Raw genomic sequence first — 18,899 nt, 5'->3', positions numbered from 1 at the left:
TTTGTGGTTATGAATCAAGCGGTACCGTGACACTCAGGGTCGTGCCCTCCCCCAACTGACTGTCGAGGGTCAACTGACCGCCCATGATCAATACTCGCTCACGCATGCCGACCAGGCCAAACGACACCGGGCGCCCTGGCGCAGGCATAAAACCTGCACCGTCATCGCTGATGGTCAGCCGCAGACTGGCACCTTCCACCGCCAGGGTCAGTTCGACAGTATGCGCCTGGGCATGGCGCATCACATTAGTCAGCGCCTCCTGCAGGATCCGGAACAGGCCAATGGCCTTGGCGTCGCTGAGCGCCGGCAGGTTGTCCGGCACTTGCACCAGGCAAGGAATCTGCGTGCGGGCTTCAAAACGCCGGGCCTGCCACTCAATAGCTGAGGCAATCCCGGCGTCGAGAATCGGCGGACGCAACGCGGTGGCGACATCCCGTACCAGTTGAAAGAGCTGGGCAATCAGGCGCTTCATGCTGTTCAAGCGCTCATGCAAGCCTGGGTCAAGCTGTGCATAGGCCAGTTCGCACATCGAAGTTTCCAGCTTGAGCACCGTAAGCATTTGCCCCAGTTCGTCATGCACTTCGCGGGCGATGCGCGCCTTTTCTTCCTCGCGCACGGTTTCCAGGTGAGCTGACAATTCACGCAATTGTGCCCGGGAGGCGTCCAGTTCCAACTCGATGCGCTTGCTCTCGCTGATATCCCAGACAATTCCGTCCCACACCACAACGCCCTCCTCCAGGCGCCGGGTGACGGCCTTGATTTCGGCCCAACGCTGCTCACCCTGGCGGGTGAGGATGCGACCTTGCCACGACCAATTGCTTTCGGTGTCGATGGCCTGGTCCTGAGTGCGGTGGTAACTGGCGCGGTCGTCCGGGTGTACCAGGCTGCGTATGCCGACATCGCGATGACGGAGCACCGCCGGGGCATAGCCCACCAGGCTTTCACTCCCTTCGCTGATATAGGCAAATTCGATAGCGGCGCTCAACGGCAGCCGCTCCAGCCGAAACACCAATCCCGGCACATTGGCGGCAATCCCTTGCAGGCGCGCTTCACTTTCCTGCAACGCGGCCAGGGCCCGACGACGCTCGGTGACATCATTGAGGTAAACCACCAGGTATTCGCCGCCGGCAAACCGCAGGAAGCTCAAGGAGACATCCGTGGGCAACACACTGCCGTCAGCCCGTAGGCAATCGGTGGCAAAACTTTGCGGCCCGTCTTCACTGGCCCGGGCGCGTTTCCATAGGTTCAGCCAGCGGTCCATGGTCAGCTTGGGCTCGAAATCAATCAGCGGGCGCTCGATCAGCGCACCGGGGGCGTAGCCGAGCATGGTTTCTGCCGCCACGTTGGCGTAGCGCACATGGCTGTCCCAATTGACCCAGAGGATGCCGACAGTGCTCTGATCGATGGAAAACTGCGTCAGGCGCAACGCTTCGGCACCGGCGGCGCGAGCGGCGCTTTCTTCCCGAGTCGCCAGCAGGTCCTGCTCCAAACCGCGCTGCTGACGACGCTGCCACAATGCCACCGCCAGGCAGGCCAGCAACAGGATGCCCAGCAGCAGGCTCAGGTTCTGCCAGAAACCGGGGGATTCGGTCAAGCGCGGGTATTTGGGCTGCAACCAGCGGGCATGCAACTGGTCCAGGTCCCGAGCAGGAATCGCCCGCAGGGCGCTTTCCATGATCTCGGCAAGCTCGGGCCAATCACGTCGGGTTGCCACCCGCAGCAGTTGCGGCAGGCCGATATCGCCTACCACCGCGAGCCCGGCGAACTCAGGTTCCACAGACAAGCGACTGAGCTGCGCTTCATCGATTACCGCATAGCGGGCTTGCTGGCTCAGCAGCAATTGCAGGGCCTGGCGCTCCAGGGGCACACCTTGCAGGTTTAGGCTGGGGTAATTGCTGCGCAGGTAATCGGCGACAGTACTGGGCATGCGCACCGCCACCCGGGATTGCTCATCGAGCTTTTCCAGATCCACGGTGCCGCCGCCATCGCGGATGCCGACGACGCGCTGGGGAACCCGCATATAGGGGTCGGAAAACTGCCACAGACGCAGACCGGTCGGGGTTTGCAGCAGGCCGGGGGCAAGATCGACCTCGCCGTCGCGTACCGCCGCGTCCAACTGTTCCTGATTGGGGAAGTTGCGCCAGGTCAGCTCTATATTCAGCGCCTTGGCCAACCACTGCATCAGCTCGACATTGGCCCCGGATAAACGCTGCAAGCGCCGGTCGTATTGCGCATAGGGCGCCTGCAAGACCAGCCCGACCCGCAGCTCCGGGTGCTGGGCCAGCCATTCACGCTGCTCGACACTGAGTACCGCCTGCGGCACGACAGGCACCGGCACAGCGCCCGCCATCAAGGGAAAGCACAGACAGCCGATAACCAGCAGACAGCGAAAAATCATGATTCACATCTCACATCACTGACAAATACTGACCAACCCATTAGGCTGCCGGAATCACTTCTGGCCTGGAATCAACGATGCCCCTTCCCCACCGTTCGGCACTGCCAGCATTGTGCCTGTCGCTGCTGTTTACCAGCGCCTTTTGTGTCCAGGCCGCTGATACCCAACCACCGGCTGCAGAAAAACCGGCCGAGCGCCAGCCATTGCCCGAGCGTAGCCAGGAAGACGCCGAGGCGCTTGAGAGGACAGTCCCGTCCCAGGAACAGCAACAATTGCAGGCCGGCAGCGATACGTTCCTCGCCCTGTGGAAACCTGCCAACAGCGCCGAACCTGAGGGCGTGGTCATTATTGTCCCTGGCGCTGGGGAAAGTGCTGACTGGCCTCAAGTAATCGGCCCTTTGCGGCAAAAATTGCCAGACGCCGCCTGGGGCAGTCTCAGTTTGTCACTGCCAGACCTGAGCCTGGCCACCACTCCACCGCGGGTAATCGAAGCCCCCAAGGCTGCCGTGGACACCAGCAGCAAAGATGCCAGCACCGTAGCACCCAAGCCGATCGAACAGGCTGCCAGCGCCGAAGCCGAGGGCACCGACCCGGCCGTCGTCCCAGGCGTAGATGAGCAGGACAAGACCGACGCCACGCGAATCTTTGCCCGCATCGATGCCGCCGTTGCCTTCGCCCAGACGCAAAATGCCCGCAGCGTGGTGCTATTGGGGCACGGCACGGGCGCCTGGTGGGCGGCTCGCTATCTGAGTGAAAAACAACCGCCTCAGGTCCAGAAATTCATCATGGTGGCGGCGCAGACGCCGCTCGCAGGCGCTCCGGACCTGCAACAACTGGCGCCAACGCTGAAACTGGCCACCGCCGACTTTTTCTATCAAGACAACGCCCAGGCACGCAAAAATGCCCTGGAACGAGCCCAGGCGAGCAAGCGTTTGAAGAATGACAACTACAAACAGGTGTCGTTGAAGGCCCTTCCCGGCAACAACCAGGCCGGGCAGGAGCAGTTGTATCGGCGGATTCGTGGCTGGTTAAGCCCGCAGAACACCGGGAGTTGATCGCCAGCAGCTACCTGAAATCCCGCTGCTCACGAATCAACGCATAGGCGTTATGCAGTTCACGAGTCCTTTCGGTCGCCTCACGCACCTGCGCCAGGCTGGCACCACTCCCGGCAATTTTGTCCGGGTGATGACGACTGAGTAGCCGCCGATAAGCCCGTTTGATCACCGACGGTTCAGTGGTCGCCGTCACCCCGAGAATCCGCAACGCTTCCTGATAAGCATTGCCACGGCTGGCCAACGGTTTGCGCTCAGGTTCGTAATCAGCCGCCAGTGCCTGAGTCTGCTGCGGCGTCCAGCCCAACCACTTGCCCCATAACCCGATCAGCTCGCGCTCGGCAGTGCTGGCCTTGCCATCCGCCCAGACCATCCGCCAACAGGCGCGCAACACACCTTCCGCCGCATGGGGCTGGGCCTTGAGCAGGCGCAGATAACTGCGCACGCGGTCAGAGCCGGACTTGCCACGGTTGAACGCAGCAATGGCCCGGCGCTGGGCCGACTCGGTCATACTCAGCGAACGCATCTCCTGACGGGCCTGCTGGATATGCCCGTCCACCACCCGGCCATTGCTCTTGGCCAGGCGGCCGAGCAGTACAAACAGCAATTCATCGTTGCGCAGCGCCGGACGCCCGCCCAGTCGCTCGCGCAATTGCGCCCAACTGTGCAGTTGCAAACGTCGGTCCATCGCCTGACCCAACAGCGCGCCCAGCATGGCCCCCGGAATGCTGGCGATGGCAAAGCCCGCCCCGGCTCCAATCAGAGTCCCTGGCCACAGCATCTTACTGCCCCGCTGTCAGCAGGTTTTCGACTTGCGCCAGGCGCTCCAGCGTCCCGACATCGATCCAGCGTCCTTCCATGTGTTCCCCCGTCACCAAACCTTGAGCCATCGCCGCGCGCAACAACGGCGCCAGCTTGAAGGCGCCAGCGCTGCAACCCGCGAAAAGCTCGGGGTGCAGCACTGAAATGCCACTGAAGGTCAGGTTATCGGCACCGGGCGCGGCATCATGAAGCGAACCGTCCTTGAGGTAGAAGTCGCCACCACTGGGGTGATGCGCCGGGTTATCGACCATCACCAAGTGGGCCAGCCCCTTGAGCGGCTGATTCAGGCCGGCGAAGTCGTAGTCAGTCCAGATATCACCATTGACCACCAGGAACGCCTCGTCACCCAGAAGCGGTAATGCCTGGAAAATCCCGCCACCCGTTTCCAGCGGCTCGCCTTCGGCGGAGTACTGGATTCGCACGCCATACTGCGAACCGTCGCCCAGATAGCCCTCGACCTGCTGACCGAGCCAGGCGTGGTTGATGACGATGTCGGTAAAGCCGGCTTTCGCCAGCGCCTCAAGGTGATACTCGATCAGGCGCTTGCCACCCGCCTGGATCAGCGGCTTGGGGGTATGCAAAGTCAGCGGACGCATCCGCTCACCTTTGCCGGCAGCCAGGATCATGGCCTTCATACAACGGCCTCGGCGGGTTGGCGCAGGCTCGCCAACAGTTCGCCCAGGTCGTTCAACTCCGCACGATCCGCAAGCACCGCTTCTATGTAGGCAAAGAAGCGCGGCACATCGGCCAGGTAGCGCGGCTTGCCGTCACGATGGCAGATACGCGCGAAGATACCGATCACCTTGAGGTGGCGCTGCACACCCATCAGGTCGCTGGCCCGCAAGAAATCTTCAAAGTCTTCTTGTACAGGGATGCCCAATTGGCCAGCGCGCTGCCAATAGCCACGCTGCCATTCCTGCACGCGAGCCTGGGGCCAACTGAGGAACGCGTCCTTGAACAAGCAGGTGATGTCATAGGTCACCGGGCCGTAGACTGCATCCTGGAAATCCAGCACACCGGGGTTCGGCTCACTGATCATCAGGTTGCGCGGCATGTAGTCGCGATGCACCAGCACCTTGGGCTGAGCCAAGGCACTGTCGATCAGCAATGTGCTGACCCGCTGCCACAGGTCCAGTTGATGAGCATCGAACTCAATGCCCAGGTGCCGGCGCACATACCACTCGGGGAACAGTTCCAGCTCCCGGCGCAACAGCGCAACGTCATAGCTGGGCAACCCGGCGTCCATTGGCAACTGCTGGAAAGCCAGCAACGCGTCGATGGCATCAGCGAACAATTGATCGGCATTTTCGCCGTCCATGACATCCAGATACGTTTTTCTGCCCAGGTCATTGAGCAAAAGAAAGCCGCGAGGCAGATCTTCTGCATAAATTTGTGGGACGTTTATCCCCGATTTCGCCAGCATTTGAGCGATATCGACGAAAGGTTTGCAGTTTTCCTGGGGGGGGGGCGCGTCCATGACGACAAAACTGCGGCCCTCGCCTTCCCAACGGAAATAGCGTCTGAAACTCGCGTCGCTGCTGGCCGCAGTCAACGTGGCCGGGGGTACGACACCCCAGCCTTGAGCGGTAAAAAGTGAAGGTAGCTGCTCATCAAGCCAGACTTTCAGGTGTTGCAAACGTAGATCTTGCTCGGGCATTACAAGGGTCTCCGACGGCGCTAGCCGTCAAGCGGGTCATGCTTTATTATCACGCATCTTTTTCAGACCATCGAGAGGCGTGCGGCCCACACCGCGGGCAGATGGCACGCAGGAAGCCCGGACTAATAAGATGGCATTGAAATCCCCCGCGTTTCGTAGAAAATTTCCGTTGCTGGTAACCGGCAGTCTGCTGGCCATGCAACCCTTCGCCACCTCATTCGTGGTCGCCGCGGAACAGTATGACTGCTCAGTCTCTGCTTCGGGTGCCTGGGATTGCGCGCCGAAAACCAGCGCCGCCCCATTACCACCGCGCCCGGTGCATGACGGCAGTGCCGTCAGCTCGGCCAACGGCACGCCGCAAGGCGAGACTGCTGGCGCTGAAACCGTGCCGCAGACCAAGCTGGTCACCGAATCCAAAGGCCGTGGCCTGCGTTCGCGCAGCGCCGACTACAGCCACCTGGATTGGGTCCCTCGCGAGAAGCTCACCGCCGCTCAACTGGCCGAAACCGGTCCTTATTGCGCCGGTTCCTATGTCGAGCCGCTTCGTCCTGGCATGAACGACAAGACGGACAAGAGCGACGCGCCGACCTTCATCGGTGCCAAGGTCTCTCGTTATGAGCAGGAACAACAAGTCGCGACCTTGGCCGGTGACGTTGTCATGCGCCAAGGCAGCATGCAGGTCGAAGCCGAAGAGGCCAGCCTGTATCAGGCCGAGAACCGTGGCGAGCTGAACGGCAATGTCCGTTTGCGCGACAATGGCGCCCTGATCGTCGGCGACCATGCCCAGGTCCAACTGGACACCGGTGCCGCACAAGTCGACAACGCCGAATACGTGATGCACAAATCACGCATCCGCGGTAGCGCGCTGTACGCCAAGCGTGCCGAGAACGCGATCATCCGTCTCAAGGACGGTACGTACACCACCTGCGAGCCAGACAGCAACGCCTGGCAGCTCAAGGGCAACAACATCACGTTGAACCCGGCCACCGGTTTCGGTACGGCGACAAACGCGACGTTGCGGATCAAGAACATTCCGATCCTGTACACGCCGTACATCTATTTCCCAATTGATGATCGTCGTCAATCCGGCTTCCTGCCGCCGAGCTTTAGCACCGGCAGTGAAACGGGCTTTACCCTGAATACGCCGTATTACTTCAACCTGGCACCGAACTACGATGCCACGTTGTACCCGCAATACATGACCAAGCGCGGCATGTTGATGGAAGGCGAATTCCGCTACCTCACCAAGTCCAGCGAAGGACAGTTCGGCGGCGCGTACCTCAACGACGACAACGATGAGCGCAGCAAGCAATCCGATTACGAAAAAACCCGCTGGATGCTTAATTGGCAGCACAAGGGTGGCCTGGATTCGCGCGTAATGACTGAAGTCGATTACACCGACATCAGCGATCCGTACTACTTCCAGGATCTGAAGACTGACCAGATTGGCGTTGAGTCCCAGGACTTTATCAACCAGCAGGGTGCCGTCAACTATCGTGGCGACAACTACACTGCCCGGTTGAATCTCCAGGCTTACAAGCTGGCGACGATTTCCCAAATTACTCCGTATAACCGCTTGCCACAGATCACCTTCAATGGTGCGCTGCCGTACCATCCGGGCGGGTTGAATTTTGCCTATGAAACCGAAGCTGTACGCTTTGATCGGGATCTTGAGACGGGGTCGTTTACTGATGAGAACGGCCTCGTATCGCCTCGTCTAGATACCTACGTGACAGGGTTGACCCGCGCCAACGGCACCCGTTTGAGCGGCGCGCCGAGCGTCGAGTATCCGATGAATTGGACGTATGGTTTCATCACGCCGAAGCTTAAATACGTTTACACCAAGTACGACCTCGACCTCGACAGCACTGGCAAGAATCAGCTTATTGCAGCCAAAAATGCGGCGGGAGCGGGTTACACCGGCAGCACATTCAAAAGCTCCCAGGACCGAGCTGTTCCTATCGCAAGCGTCGATAGCGGTCTGTACTTCGACCGCAGCACACAGTGGTTCGGTAAAAACTACAACCAAACCTTGGAACCTCGCCTTTTCTATCTCTACGTTCCTGAGAAAGACCAGAACGATGTCCCCATATTCGACACCGGCGAAACCACGTTCAATTACGCCTCTTTGTTCCGTGACAACCGATTCGTCGGTGGCGACCGCATCGGTGACGAAAACAAGCTATCGCTTGGCATCACCAACCGCTGGATCGAAGAAAACGGCTTTGAACGTCAACGTATTTCTGTCGGCCAAGCCTTGTACTTCAAGGACCGTGAAGTCCAACTGCCAGGCATCCTGGCCGCCGACCGCGCGGACGCACAGTCGAATGTTTCGCCTATCGCCCTTGACTACGAGTTCCGCTTCAACCGCGACTGGCGCGCCACCGCCGACTATAACTGGGACACCGAAAGCCATAGCGCACGCTCCGGCAGCGCGATGTTCCACTACCAGCCGGAAGACAACCCGAACAAGGTCGTCAACGTTGGTTATCGCTATCGCAACGACCAGGTTGTCTACAACCAGCTGACCGGTAAATGGCAGTTCGGTGGCGACTACAGTGTTCCATCGGACACTGCAAACTACGTGAAGGATTACTACAAAATCCAGCAACACGACTTCTCGATGATGTGGCCGATCATTCCCCAGTGGAACCTGATCACCCGCTGGCAGTATGACTATGCACGCAACCGTACCCTGGAAGCTTTCGGTGGTTTCGAGTACGACAACTGCTGCTGGAAACTGCGCGTGATCAACCGTTATTGGGTTTCCAACGACGAATACAGCCAGATCGCCCCGCTCAACGAAAAAGGCGACCACGGCCTCTTCCTCCAAATTGTCCTGAAGGGACTCGGCGGCCTCACTGGCGCCAAGGTAGAGAGCTTCCTCGACAAAGGCATCCAAGGTTATCGTGAACGTGAAGATCAAGCTTTCTGATTGTCTGCGCCCGCTGATGCTGGGCGCGCTGTTCCTGGGTACTGCAGCTGCACACGCTGCAGTTCAACCGCTGGACAAGGTAGTGGCCATCGTCGATAGCGACGTGATCATGCAGAGCCAACTGGACCAACGGGTCAAGGAAGTTCAGCAAACCATCGCCAAGCGTGGCGGTGGCGTGCCGCCTACCAGCGTCCTGGACCAGCAGGTTCTGGAACGCCTGATCGTCGAAAACCTGCAATTGCAGATCGGCGACCGTTCCGGCATTCGTATCACCGACGAAGAGTTGAACCAGGCCGTCGGCACCATCGCTCAACGCAACAACATGAGCATTGATCAGTTCCGCGCCGCACTGGCTCACGACGGTCTGTCGTATGAAGATGCCCGTGACCAGATTCGCCGCGAAATGATCATCAGCCGTGTGCGTCAGCGCCGTGTGGCCGAGCGGGTCCAGGTCTCCGAGCAGGAAGTGAAGAACTTCCTGGCCTCGGACCTGGGCAAGATGCAGCTCTCTGAAGAACTGCACCTGGCTAATATCCTGATCCCGACGCCGGACAGTGCCAACGCTGAACAGCTCAACGCAGCGGCGGCAAAAACCCAGGCTATCTATGACCGGCTCAAGCAAGGCGCTGACTTTGCTCAGATGGCTATTGCCCAGTCCGGTAGCGACAACGCCCTCGAAGGCGGTGACATGGGCTGGCGTAAAGCCGCTCAACTGCCACCTCCGTTCGATCGCGAGCTGAGCACCATGGAAATCGGCGGCATCACCCAGCCCGCTCGTACTCCTGGCGGCTTCATCATCCTCAAGTTGCTGGAAAAGCGCGGCGGCGAGACTCAGGTACGGGACGAAGTACATGTTCGTCACATCCTGATCAAACCAAGCGAAATTCGTAGCGAAGCAGAGACCAAGGCCCTGGCCCAGAAGCTCTACGAGCGCATTACCAGCGGCGAAGACTTTGCCACCCTGGCCAAAAGCTACTCGGAAGACCCAGGCTCTGCCCTCAACGGCGGCGACCTGAACTGGATCGACCCGAAGGCACTGGTGCCCGAGTTCCAGGCAGTGATGGCCGAGACTCCGCAAGGCGTACTGTCCAAGCCATTCAAGACCCAATACGGCTGGCACGTCCTGGAAGTCCTTGGCCGTCGCGCCACTGACAGCACCGCCCAGGCCCGCGAGCAACAAGCCTTGACCGTACTGCGAAACCGCAAATACGACGAAGAGCTGCAAACCTGGTTGCGTCAGATCCGTGACGAAGCCTACGTGGAAAACAAGCTTCCTGGCGCCGATCAAACAGGCACCGACCAGGCCGCACAGTGAAACCCCAGCGTTTCGCGTTGACACCCGGCGAGCCGGCTGGCATTGGTCCTGACCTTTGCCTGCTGCTCGCCTCGCAGCCCCAGCCATACCCTCTGATTGCCATTACCAGCCGCGACCTGCTCCTTGAGCGGGCCGCGCAACTGGGGGTGGCTGTCGACTTGCTATTGGTGGCACCCGGCAACTGGCCAGACCTTCCGGCGCCTGCCAACAGCCTGTATGTGTGGGACACTCCGCTGCAGGCCAAGGTCGTTGCCGGGCAACTGGACACAGCCAATGCGTCATTCGTCCTGGAGACGCTGACCCGCGCTGGACAAGGGTGCGTGGATGGAGACTTCGCCGGGATGATCACCGCCCCGGTGCACAAGGGCGTGATCAACGATTCCGGCATCGCCTTTTCCGGCCATACCGAATTCCTCGCCGAACTGACCCACACCGCACAAGTAGTGATGATGCTGGCGACCCGTGGCCTGCGAGTAGCCTTGGTGACCACTCACCTGCCCCTGCGGGAGGTTGCCGACGCCATCACCCCTGAACGCCTGGAACGTGTGACGCGCATCCTGCACGCTGACCTGCAACAAAAATTCGGCATTGCCCAACCGCGTATCCTGGTATGTGGCCTCAACCCCCATGCCGGTGAAGGCGGCCACCTGGGCCATGAAGAAATCGACATCATCGAACCGACATTAGAGCGCCTGCGTAAAGAAGGCATGGACCTACGTGGCCCACTGCCTGCCGACACTCTGTTCACCCCCAAATATCTGGAGCACTGCGACGCAGTGCTGGCGATGTACCATGACCAGGGGCTGCCCGTGCTGAAATACAAAGGCTTCGGCGCCGCAGTCAACGTGACACTGGGCCTGCCGATCATCCGTACTTCCGTCGACCATGGCACCGCCCTGGACCTGGCCGGCAGCGGCAAGATCGATACCGGCAGCCTGCATGTGGCCCTGGAAACCGCCTATCAGATGGCCGAGACCCGTATATGACTGAGCATTACCAACACCGGGCGCGCAAGCGCTTCGGGCAAAACTTCTTGCACGACGCTGGCGTGATCGACCGCATCCTGCGTTCCATCCACGCCAAGCCCGAAGACCGTCTGCTGGAAATCGGCCCGGGCCAGGGTGCGCTGACCAAAGGCCTGCTCAACAGTGGCGGCCAACTGGACGTGGTTGAACTGGACAAGGACCTGATTCCGATCCTCAACCAGCTATTCGCCAGCCAACCCAACTTCCACCTGCACCAAGGCGATGCACTGAAGTTCGACTTCACCAGCCTGAATGCGGCGCCCAACAGCCTGCGGGTTGTGGGCAACCTGCCATACAACATATCCACACCGCTGATTTTTCACCTGCTGAACAACGCAGGCCTGATCCGCGACATGCACTTCATGCTGCAAAAGGAAGTGGTCGAGCGTCTGGCCGCAGGCCCTGGCGGTGGTGATTGGGGTCGCCTGTCGATCATGGTTCAGTACCATTGCCGGGTTGAGCATCTATTTAACGTCGGTCCAGGCGCGTTCAATCCGCCACCGAAGGTCGACTCGGCCATCGTGCGCCTGGTGCCTCACGCGGTGCTGCCGCACCCGGCCAAGGATCACAAGCTGCTGGAACGCGTCGTGCGCGAAGCCTTCAACCAGCGCCGCAAGACCCTGCGTAACACCCTCAAGGCCTTGCTCAGCAACGACGAAATCGAAGCCGCCGGCGTCGACGGCAGCCTGCGCCCAGAGCAACTGGACCTGGCAGCATTCGTGCGCCTGGCTGACCAACTCGCCATTCAGCCTGCGCCAGCCGCCGACTGAACCTGAGCCTCACCCGCACCACCTGTGCACAGCCAGACACCATGTCTGGCCTAGTGCCTGTCACTTGGCCTAGACTGACCGGCATCCGTTGTCCCCCCGATTTTGCTTTTAAGGCCTCTTGCATGTCCGATCCTCGTTATCAGATCGACGTCAGCGTCGTCACCCGCTTCCTGGCGGAACAATCGCAACCCGACCAAAACCGCTTCGCGTTTGCCTACACCGTAACGGTGCAGAACAACGGTGAGCTCCCGGCCAAGTTGCTGTCACGTCACTGGGTCATCACCGACGGTGACGGTCAGGTCGAGGAAGTGCGTGGCGCCGGCGTCGTGGGCCAGCAACCGCTTATCGCCCCGGGCAAGAGCCATACCTACAGCAGCGGCACGGTGATGACATCCCGCGTTGGCAACATGCAAGGTAGCTATCAGATGCTCTGCGACGATGGCAAGCACTTCGACGCCATCATCGCCCCCTTCCGCCTGGCGGTGCCCGGGGCCCTACACTGATGGCAACCTATGCCATCGGCGACCTGCAAGGCTGCCTGGAACCGCTCAAGTGCCTGCTTGAGCGCGTGGACTTCAAGCCGACACGGGATCGCCTGTGGCTGGTGGGCGACCTGGTCAACCGTGGCCCGCAATCCCTTGAGACCCTGCGCTTCCTTTATGGCATGCGCGATTCGCTGGTGTGCGTACTGGGCAACCATGACCTGCACCTGCTGGCCGCCGGCAATAACATCGAGCGCCTGAAAAAGGGCGACACCCTGCGGGAAATTCTTGAAGCGCCAGATTGCGTCGAATTGCTCGACTGGCTGCGCCAGCAAAAGCTCATGCATTACGACGAAGAGCGCAACATAGCGATGGTCCATGCAGGTATTCCTCCTCAATGGACGCTGAAAAAGGCCCTCAAGTGCGCCGCTGAAGTCGAAGAAGCCCTGGGTGACGACAACCTGTTCACGCCCTACCTGGATGGCATGTACGGCAATGAACCGGTGAAGTGGGACAACGATCTCACCGGGGTCGCACGCCTGCGGGTCATCACCAACTACTTCACGCGCATGCGTTTCTGCACCGCCGAAGGCAAACTTGATCTCAAGAGCAAGGAAGGCGCCGACACCGCGCTGCCCGGCTATAAACCCTGGTTCGCCCACAAGGAACGCAAGACCCGTGAAACGAAGATCATCTTCGGTCACTGGGCAGCCCTTGAAGGCAAGTGCAACGAGCCTGGCGTATTCGCCCTCGACACCGGCTGCGTCTGGGGCGGCGCCATGACCCTGATGAACATCGACACCGGCGAGCGCCTGAGCTGCCAGTGCGACGCTCAGGGCCATAACCACCCCCCTATTCCCGAACAATTACAGGCCATCGCAAAGCGCTAGACGGCACTTTCATCCAGACCCAAGGAGCCCGCCATGAGCGAATTCAAACGTATCCCTCCCGAACAAGCCCAGGCCCTGCGTGAGCAAGGCGCTGTCGTTGTCGACATCCGCGACCAGCCCACCTATGCCGCGAGCCATATCAGTGGTGCCAAGCATCTGGACAATCATTCGATTGCCGACTTCATCCGCGCCGCCGACCTCGACGCGCCAGTGATCGTGTCGTGCTACCACGGCAATTCCAGCCAGAGCGCAGCTGCCTATCTGGTTAGCCAGGGCTTCAGCGATGTCTACAGCCTGGACGGCGGCTTTGAACTGTGGCGTACGACCTATCCGGCAGAAATTGCCTCTGGCGACTCGCAATAATTTTTTTCACACCCCGCTATCCCCCGTGACGCTTGGGCTCGCGCCGTTTCTGACAAACGGCGCACCCAAACTAATTACGCATCCCGCCTTGACCTCCCGTATTCCGAACTATCCTTAAGCGCAGGCCATCCAAAACAGGGGAGAGCCGGTACACCGGCGTGCGGGTCATCGGTAGCGTTTCAGGGTGTTCTGGGGGGAAAACGGCCATTGGCAAGAACCAATGACTGCCAGCATCGACTGATTGATCCGGCGTCGGCTCCACGTATCGAGCGAGGTGACGACGTCATGAGTATTTTTAGCCACTTCCAACAACGCTTCGAGTCCACACGCCAGGAAGAGCTCTCGCTTCAGGAGTACCTCAATCTGTGCAAAAGCGACCGTAGCGCCTACGCGTCTGCAGCCGAACGCCTGCTGCTGGCGATCGGTGAGCCGGAGTTGCAGGACACCTCAGCCAATTCGCGATTGTCGCGAATATTCTCCAACAAGGTGATCCGCCGCTACCCGGCCTTTGAAGACTTCCACGGAATGGAAGAATGCATTGACCAGATCGTCTCCTATTTCCGCCATGCCGCCCAAGGTCTGGAAGAGAAGAAACAGATCCTCTACCTGCTCGGTCCGGTCGGCGGCGGTAAATCATCCCTGGCCGAGAAGCTCAAACAACTGATCGAGAAGGTGCCCTTCTACGCCATCAAGGGCTCCCCGGTGTTCGAGTCGCCATTGGGGCTGTTCAACGCCACAGAAGATGGCGCGATTCTCGAAGAAGACTTCGGCATTCCAAGGCGCTACCTCAACACCATCATGTCGCCATGGGCCACCAAGCGCCTGGCCGAATTCGGCGGCGATATCAGCCAGTTCCAGGTGGTCAAGCTCTACCCTTCGGTCCTCAACCAGATCGCCGTGGCCAAGACCGAACCCGGAGACGAGAACAACCAGGACATCTCGGCGCTGGTGGGTAAGGTCGATATCCGCAAACTGGAAGAATTCCCACAGAACGACGCCGACGCCTACAGCTACTCGGGTGCGCTGTGCCGGGCCAACCAGGGCCTGATGGAGTTCGTGGAGATGTTCAAGGCACCGATCAAGGTGCTACATCCACTGCTCACCGCCACCCAGGAAGGCAACTACAACAGCACCGAGGGCCTGGGGGCGATTCCGTTTACCGGGATCCTGCTGGCCCACTCCAACGAATCGGAATGGCACACCTTCCGCAACAACAAGAACAACGAAGCCTTCATCGACCGGATCTATATCGTCAAGGTGCCGTACTGCCTGCGGGTCAGCGATGAAATCAAGATTTACGACAAGTTGCTGTTCAACAGCTCCCTGGCCAAGGCCCATTGCGCCCCTGACACCTTGAAAATGCTTGCCCAGTTCACCGTGCTGTCGCGTCTCAAGGAGCCGGAAAACTCCAACATTTACTCAAAAATGCGGGTGTATGACGGGGAAAACCTCAAGGACACCGATCCCAAGGCCAAGTCGATCCAGGAATACCGCGATACCGCGGGCGTTGATGAGGGCATGAACGGCCTTTCAACACGTTTTGCCTTCAAAATCCTCTCCAAGGTCTTCAACTTCGACCCGCACGAAATTGCTGCCAACCCAGTGCATCTGCTCTACGTGCTGGAACAACAGATCGAACAGGAGCAATTCCAGGCCGAAATCCGCGAGCGCTACCTGCGCTTCCTGAAAGAGTATCTGGCACCGCGCTATATCGAGTTTATTGGCAAGGAAATCCAGACCGCATACCTGGAGTCCTACAGCGAGTACGGCCAGAACATCTTCGACCGCTACGTGCTTTACGCCGACTTCTGGATACAGGATCAGGAATACCGCGACCCGGAAACCGGCGAAATCCTCAACCGCGTGGCCCTCAACGAGGAGCTGGAAAAGATCGAAAAACCGGCTGGCATCAGCAATCCGAAAGATTTTCGCAACGAAATCGTCAACTTCGTTCTGCGCGCCCGCGCCAACAACAACGGCAAGAACCCTACCTGGCTCAGCTACGAGAAGCTGCGGGTGGTTATCGAGAAGAAAATGTTCTCCAACACCGAGGATCTGCTGCCGGTCATCAGCTTCAATGCCAAGGCCAGCAAGGAGGATCAGCAAAAACACAACGACTTCGTTACACGAATGGTCGAGCGTGGCTACACCGACAAACAGGTACGACTGCTCTCCGAGTGGTATCTGCGGGTCAGAAAATCGCAGTGAGGCAGCGACAAGCGACAAGTTGCAGGCACCAGACGCGCCGACTGGCGCGGCTGGAGACGCGGCAACCGACCGCTTGTCTTTAAGCTTCCAGCTTGCGGCTTGAAGCTTGTAACTTGAAGCTGCCCGGAGGGCTCCCCATGAGCTATGTGATCGACCGACGTCTCAATGGCAAGAACAAGAGCACGGTAAACCGCCAGCGTTTCCTGCGGCGTTACCGTGATCACATCAAAAAGGCCGTCGAAGAGGCTGTCAGCCGCCGTTCCATTACCGACATGGAGCATGGCGAACAGATCAGCATTCCCGGACGGGATATCGATGAGCCGGTGCTGCACCATGGCCGGGGCGGCAAACAGACCGTCGTCCACCCAGGCAACAAGGAATTCACCAGCGGCGAACACATCCAGCGCCCACAGGGCGGTGCTGGAGGCAAAGGCCCAGGCAAGGCCGGCAACTCCGGCGAGGGCATGGATGAATTCGTGTTCCAGATTACCCAGGAAGAGTTCCTCGAATTCATGTTCGAGGACCTGGAACTCCCCAACCTGGTCAAGCGCAACCTGACCGGTACCGACACCTTCAAGACCGTGCGCGCCGGGATCAGCAACGAAGGCAATCCGTCACGGATCAACATCATCCGCACCTTGCGCTCGGCCCATGCCCGGCGTATCGCGCTGTCTGGCAGCAGCCGGGCAAAACTGCGGGATGCCAAGACCGAACTGGAACGCTTGAAGCGCGAAGAGCCAGACAACTTCGGCGATATCCAGAAAATCGAGGCGGAAATAGCCAAACTCAGCGCACGGATTCATCGCGTGCCGTTCCTCGACACCTTCGACCTGAAGTACAACCTCCTCGTCAAGCAGCCCAATCCCAGCTCCAAAGCCGTGATGTTCTGCCTGATGGACGTCTCCGGCTCCATGACCCAGGCGACCAAGGACATCGCCAAGCGCTTCTTCATCCTGCTGTATCTGTTCCTCAAGCGTAACTACGACAAGATTGACGTGGTGTTCATACGCCATCACACCAGCGCTCGTGAGGTCGACGAAGAAGAGTTCTTCTACTCACGGGAAACCGGCGGCACCATCGTTTCCAGCGCCTTGAAGCTGATGCAAGAGATCATGGCCGAACGCTATCCATCCAACGAATGGAACATCTACGCCGCCCAGGCCTCCGACGGTGACAACTGGAACGACGACTCGCCGATCTGCCGCGACATCCTGATCAACCAGATCATGCCGTTTGTGCAGTACTACACTTACGTCGAGATTACTCCCCGCGAACACCAGGCCCTGTGGTTCGAATACGAGCGGATCAGCGAAGCCTTCTCTGACACCTTCGCCCAGCAACAATTGATCTCGGCCGGTGATATCTATCCGGTCTTCCGTGAACTCTTCCAGCGCAGGTTAGTGACATGACCGCCAAAGAGCATAAGCGCCAACCCATTTCCACGGGGTCCGAATGGACCTTCGAACTGATCCAGGCCTACGACCGGGAAATCAGCCGCATCGCGTCCGGTTACGCCCTGGACACCTATCCCAACCAGATTGAAGTGATCACCGCCGAACAAATGATGGACGCCTACGCTTCGGTGGGCATGCCCCTGGGCTACCACCATTGGTCCTACGGCAAGCACTTCCTTAGCACCGAAAAGTCCTACACACGCGGCCAGATGGGCCTGGCCTACGAGATCGTCATCAACTCCGACCCCTGCATTGCCTACCTGATGGAAGAAAACACCATCTGCATGCAGGCGCTGGTGGTCGCGCACGCGTGCTATGGCCACAACAGCTTCTTCAAGGGCAACTACCTGTTCCGCACCTGGACCGATGCCAGCTCGATCATTGATTACCTGGTGTTCGCCAAGCAGTACATCATGCAGTGTGAGGAACGCCACGGTATCGATGCAGTGGAAGACCTGCTGGACTCCTGCCACGCCCTGATGAATTACGGGGTCGATCGCTACAAACGGCCTTATCCAATTTCCGCCGAGGAGGAACGGCTGCGCCAGAAGGATCGCGAAGAGCATTTGCAAAAACAGATCAACGATCTGTGGCGCACCATTCCTAAGCGCGCCGACAAGAACAGTGACAAGGACAATGCGCGTTTCCCCGTCGAACCTCAGGAAAATATCCTGTACTTCATCGAAAAACATGCTCCATTGCTGGAGCCCTGGCAGCGAGAAATTGTGCGGATCGTGCGCAAGATTGCCCAGTACTTTTATCCACAGCGCCAGACCCAAGTGATGAACGAAGGCTGGGCGACGTTCTGGCACTACACGCTGATGAACGACCTGTACGACGAAGGACTGGTCACCGACGGCTTCATGATGGAGTTCCTGACCTCCCACACCAGCGTCGTATTTCAGCCCGGCTTCGACAGCCCGCACTACAACGGCATCAACCCTTACGCCCTGGGCTTTGCCATGTACCGGGATATTCGCCGCATCTGCGAACACCCAACCGAGGAGGACCGGCGCTGGTTCCCAGACATTGCCGGCAGCGATTGGCTGTCCACCCTCAAGTTCGCCATGAGCAGTTTCAAGGACGAGAGCTTCATCCTGCAGTACCTGTCGCCACAGGTAATTCGCGACCTCAAGCTATTCAGCATTCTCGACGATGACCTCAAGGACGACCTGCTGGTCCCGGCCATCCATGACGAGCCTGGCTACCGCACCATCCGCGAAACCCTGGCCGCGCAGTACAACCTGGGCAACCGAGAGCCCAACGTGCAGATCTACAGCATCGACGTACGCGGTGATCGCTCGCTGACCTTGCGCCACCAGCAACACGACCGAAAACCCCTTGGTGAGTCCACAGACGAAGTCCTCAAGCACCTGCATCGCCTGTGGGGGTTCGATATCCATCTGGAAACCCTGCAAGGCGACCAGATCATGAAAACCCACCATGTGCCACCCCGCCACGAACACGGCGATAACGATTACGGCCGCCTGGACCTGGCCGTTGTCCACCTTTGAAACAGCAAAGCCTC

At 59.3% G+C, this 18,899-nt stretch carries 15 protein-coding genes; 11 read left to right on the top strand and 4 right to left on the bottom strand.

The window, feature by feature from the left end; genetic code table 11:
• Positions 1-7: 7 nt before the first annotated feature.
• Positions 8-2,398, bottom strand: a complete 2,391-nt coding sequence (locus ACZRKZ_RS25690; RefSeq protein WP_463983105.1) for a PAS domain-containing sensor histidine kinase — start codon at positions 2,396-2,398, stop codon at positions 8-10.
• Positions 2,399-2,475: 77 nt separating this feature from the next.
• Between ACZRKZ_RS25690 and ACZRKZ_RS25685 the strand changes: the two genes are divergently transcribed.
• A complete protein-coding gene (locus ACZRKZ_RS25685; RefSeq protein ID WP_463983104.1) occupies positions 2,476-3,453 on the top strand; it encodes an alpha/beta hydrolase family protein in 978 nt (325 codons plus the stop codon).
• A 10-nt stretch (positions 3,454-3,463) separates the two neighbouring features.
• Here ACZRKZ_RS25685 and ACZRKZ_RS25680 read toward each other — a convergent pair whose 3' ends face one another.
• The 3 genes from ACZRKZ_RS25680 to ACZRKZ_RS25670 are packed head-to-tail and all read right to left on the bottom strand — an operon-like array spanning position 3,464 to position 5,929.
• On the bottom strand, positions 3,464-4,231 hold the full coding sequence (locus ACZRKZ_RS25680) for a TerB family tellurite resistance protein (RefSeq protein WP_463967896.1): 768 nt from the start codon (positions 4,229-4,231) through the stop codon (positions 3,464-3,466).
• Position 4,232: 1 nt separating this feature from the next.
• Positions 4,233-4,907 carry an N-acetylmuramate alpha-1-phosphate uridylyltransferase MurU gene (gene murU, locus ACZRKZ_RS25675; RefSeq protein WP_463967895.1) on the bottom strand — a complete coding sequence of 225 codons (675 nt, stop codon included), beginning with the start codon at positions 4,905-4,907 and terminating at the stop codon, positions 4,233-4,235.
• Positions 4,904-5,929, bottom strand: coding sequence for an aminoglycoside phosphotransferase family protein (locus ACZRKZ_RS25670; RefSeq protein WP_463983103.1), 1,026 nt, complete (start codon positions 5,927-5,929; stop codon positions 4,904-4,906). The genes murU and ACZRKZ_RS25670 overlap by 4 nt, the downstream gene beginning before the upstream one ends.
• Positions 5,930-6,059: 130 nt before the next feature.
• Here ACZRKZ_RS25670 and ACZRKZ_RS25665 point away from each other — a divergent pair, with 130 nt between their 5' ends.
• The 10 genes from ACZRKZ_RS25665 to ACZRKZ_RS25620 all read left to right on the top strand — a co-directional run bounded on the left by ACZRKZ_RS25665 (position 6,060) and on the right by ACZRKZ_RS25620 (position 18,885).
• Positions 6,060-8,864, top strand: a complete 2,805-nt coding sequence (locus ACZRKZ_RS25665; RefSeq protein WP_463983102.1) for an LPS-assembly protein LptD — start codon at positions 6,060-6,062, stop codon at positions 8,862-8,864.
• The gene (locus ACZRKZ_RS25660) at positions 8,845-10,179 is read left to right on the top strand and encodes a peptidylprolyl isomerase (RefSeq protein WP_463983101.1); all 1,335 of its coding nucleotides are present in this window, start codon (positions 8,845-8,847) and stop codon (positions 10,177-10,179) included. The genes ACZRKZ_RS25665 and ACZRKZ_RS25660 overlap by 20 nt, the downstream gene beginning before the upstream one ends.
• Positions 10,176-11,165: a 4-hydroxythreonine-4-phosphate dehydrogenase PdxA gene (gene pdxA, locus ACZRKZ_RS25655; RefSeq protein ID WP_463983100.1), complete on the top strand. Its 990-nt coding sequence runs from the start codon at positions 10,176-10,178 to the stop codon at positions 11,163-11,165. Before ACZRKZ_RS25660 ends, pdxA begins: the two co-directional genes overlap by 4 nt.
• Complete coding sequence (gene rsmA / locus ACZRKZ_RS25650) at positions 11,162-11,974, top strand: 16S rRNA (adenine(1518)-N(6)/adenine(1519)-N(6))-dimethyltransferase RsmA (RefSeq protein ID WP_149414388.1); 813 nt, start codon at positions 11,162-11,164, stop codon at positions 11,972-11,974. Before pdxA ends, rsmA begins: the two co-directional genes overlap by 4 nt.
• 122 nt (positions 11,975-12,096) lie before the next feature.
• Complete coding sequence (gene apaG / locus ACZRKZ_RS25645) at positions 12,097-12,477, top strand: Co2+/Mg2+ efflux protein ApaG (protein ID WP_133102275.1); 381 nt, start codon at positions 12,097-12,099, stop codon at positions 12,475-12,477.
• A complete protein-coding gene (locus ACZRKZ_RS25640) occupies positions 12,477-13,346 on the top strand; it encodes a symmetrical bis(5'-nucleosyl)-tetraphosphatase (RefSeq protein WP_463983099.1) in 870 nt (289 codons plus the stop codon). The genes apaG and ACZRKZ_RS25640 overlap by 1 nt, the downstream gene beginning before the upstream one ends.
• A gap of 33 nt (positions 13,347-13,379) precedes the next feature.
• Positions 13,380-13,709 (top strand): thiosulfate sulfurtransferase GlpE, encoded by a 330-nt coding sequence (gene glpE, locus ACZRKZ_RS25635; RefSeq protein WP_149414385.1) that lies wholly within the window; start codon positions 13,380-13,382, stop codon positions 13,707-13,709.
• Between the two features lie 285 nt (positions 13,710-13,994).
• The gene (locus ACZRKZ_RS25630; protein ID WP_133102277.1) at positions 13,995-15,917 is read left to right on the top strand and encodes a PrkA family serine protein kinase; all 1,923 of its coding nucleotides are present in this window, start codon (positions 13,995-13,997) and stop codon (positions 15,915-15,917) included.
• Positions 15,918-16,054: 137 nt separating this feature from the next.
• Positions 16,055-17,326 carry a YeaH/YhbH family protein gene (locus tag ACZRKZ_RS25625; protein ID WP_463983098.1) on the top strand — a complete coding sequence of 424 codons (1,272 nt, stop codon included), beginning with the start codon at positions 16,055-16,057 and terminating at the stop codon, positions 17,324-17,326.
• Positions 17,323-18,885 (top strand): SpoVR family protein, encoded by a 1,563-nt coding sequence (locus tag ACZRKZ_RS25620; protein WP_149414383.1) that lies wholly within the window; start codon positions 17,323-17,325, stop codon positions 18,883-18,885. Before ACZRKZ_RS25625 ends, ACZRKZ_RS25620 begins: the two co-directional genes overlap by 4 nt.
• Positions 18,886-18,899 lie beyond the last annotated feature (14 nt).

This window comes from Pseudomonas sp. c313 (genome assembly GCF_055407145.1).
The sequence above is the reverse complement of the archived record's forward strand: the minus strand, read 5'-3'. Positions and strand labels throughout refer to the sequence as shown.

Coding starts and splice junctions, on each gene's coding strand:
- ACZRKZ_RS25690 (WP_463983105.1), bottom strand. CDS start 2,398: ATGATTTTTCGCTGTCTGCTGGTTATCGGCTGTCTGTGCTTTCCCTTG.
- ACZRKZ_RS25685 (WP_463983104.1), top strand. CDS start 2,476: ATGCCCCTTCCCCACCGTTCGGCACTGCCAGCATTGTGCCTGTCGCTG.
- ACZRKZ_RS25680 (WP_463967896.1), bottom strand. CDS start 4,231: ATGCTGTGGCCAGGGACTCTGATTGGAGCCGGGGCGGGCTTTGCCATC.
- murU (WP_463967895.1), bottom strand. CDS start 4,907: ATGAAGGCCATGATCCTGGCTGCCGGCAAAGGTGAGCGGATGCGTCCG.
- ACZRKZ_RS25670 (WP_463983103.1), bottom strand. CDS start 5,929: ATGCCCGAGCAAGATCTACGTTTGCAACACCTGAAAGTCTGGCTTGAT.
- ACZRKZ_RS25665 (WP_463983102.1), top strand. CDS start 6,060: ATGGCATTGAAATCCCCCGCGTTTCGTAGAAAATTTCCGTTGCTGGTA.
- rsmA (WP_149414388.1), top strand. CDS start 11,162: ATGACTGAGCATTACCAACACCGGGCGCGCAAGCGCTTCGGGCAAAAC.
- apaG (WP_133102275.1), top strand. CDS start 12,097: ATGTCCGATCCTCGTTATCAGATCGACGTCAGCGTCGTCACCCGCTTC.
- ACZRKZ_RS25640 (WP_463983099.1), top strand. CDS start 12,477: ATGGCAACCTATGCCATCGGCGACCTGCAAGGCTGCCTGGAACCGCTC.
- glpE (WP_149414385.1), top strand. CDS start 13,380: ATGAGCGAATTCAAACGTATCCCTCCCGAACAAGCCCAGGCCCTGCGT.
- ACZRKZ_RS25630 (WP_133102277.1), top strand. CDS start 13,995: ATGAGTATTTTTAGCCACTTCCAACAACGCTTCGAGTCCACACGCCAG.
- ACZRKZ_RS25625 (WP_463983098.1), top strand. CDS start 16,055: ATGAGCTATGTGATCGACCGACGTCTCAATGGCAAGAACAAGAGCACG.
- ACZRKZ_RS25620 (WP_149414383.1), top strand. CDS start 17,323: ATGACCGCCAAAGAGCATAAGCGCCAACCCATTTCCACGGGGTCCGAA.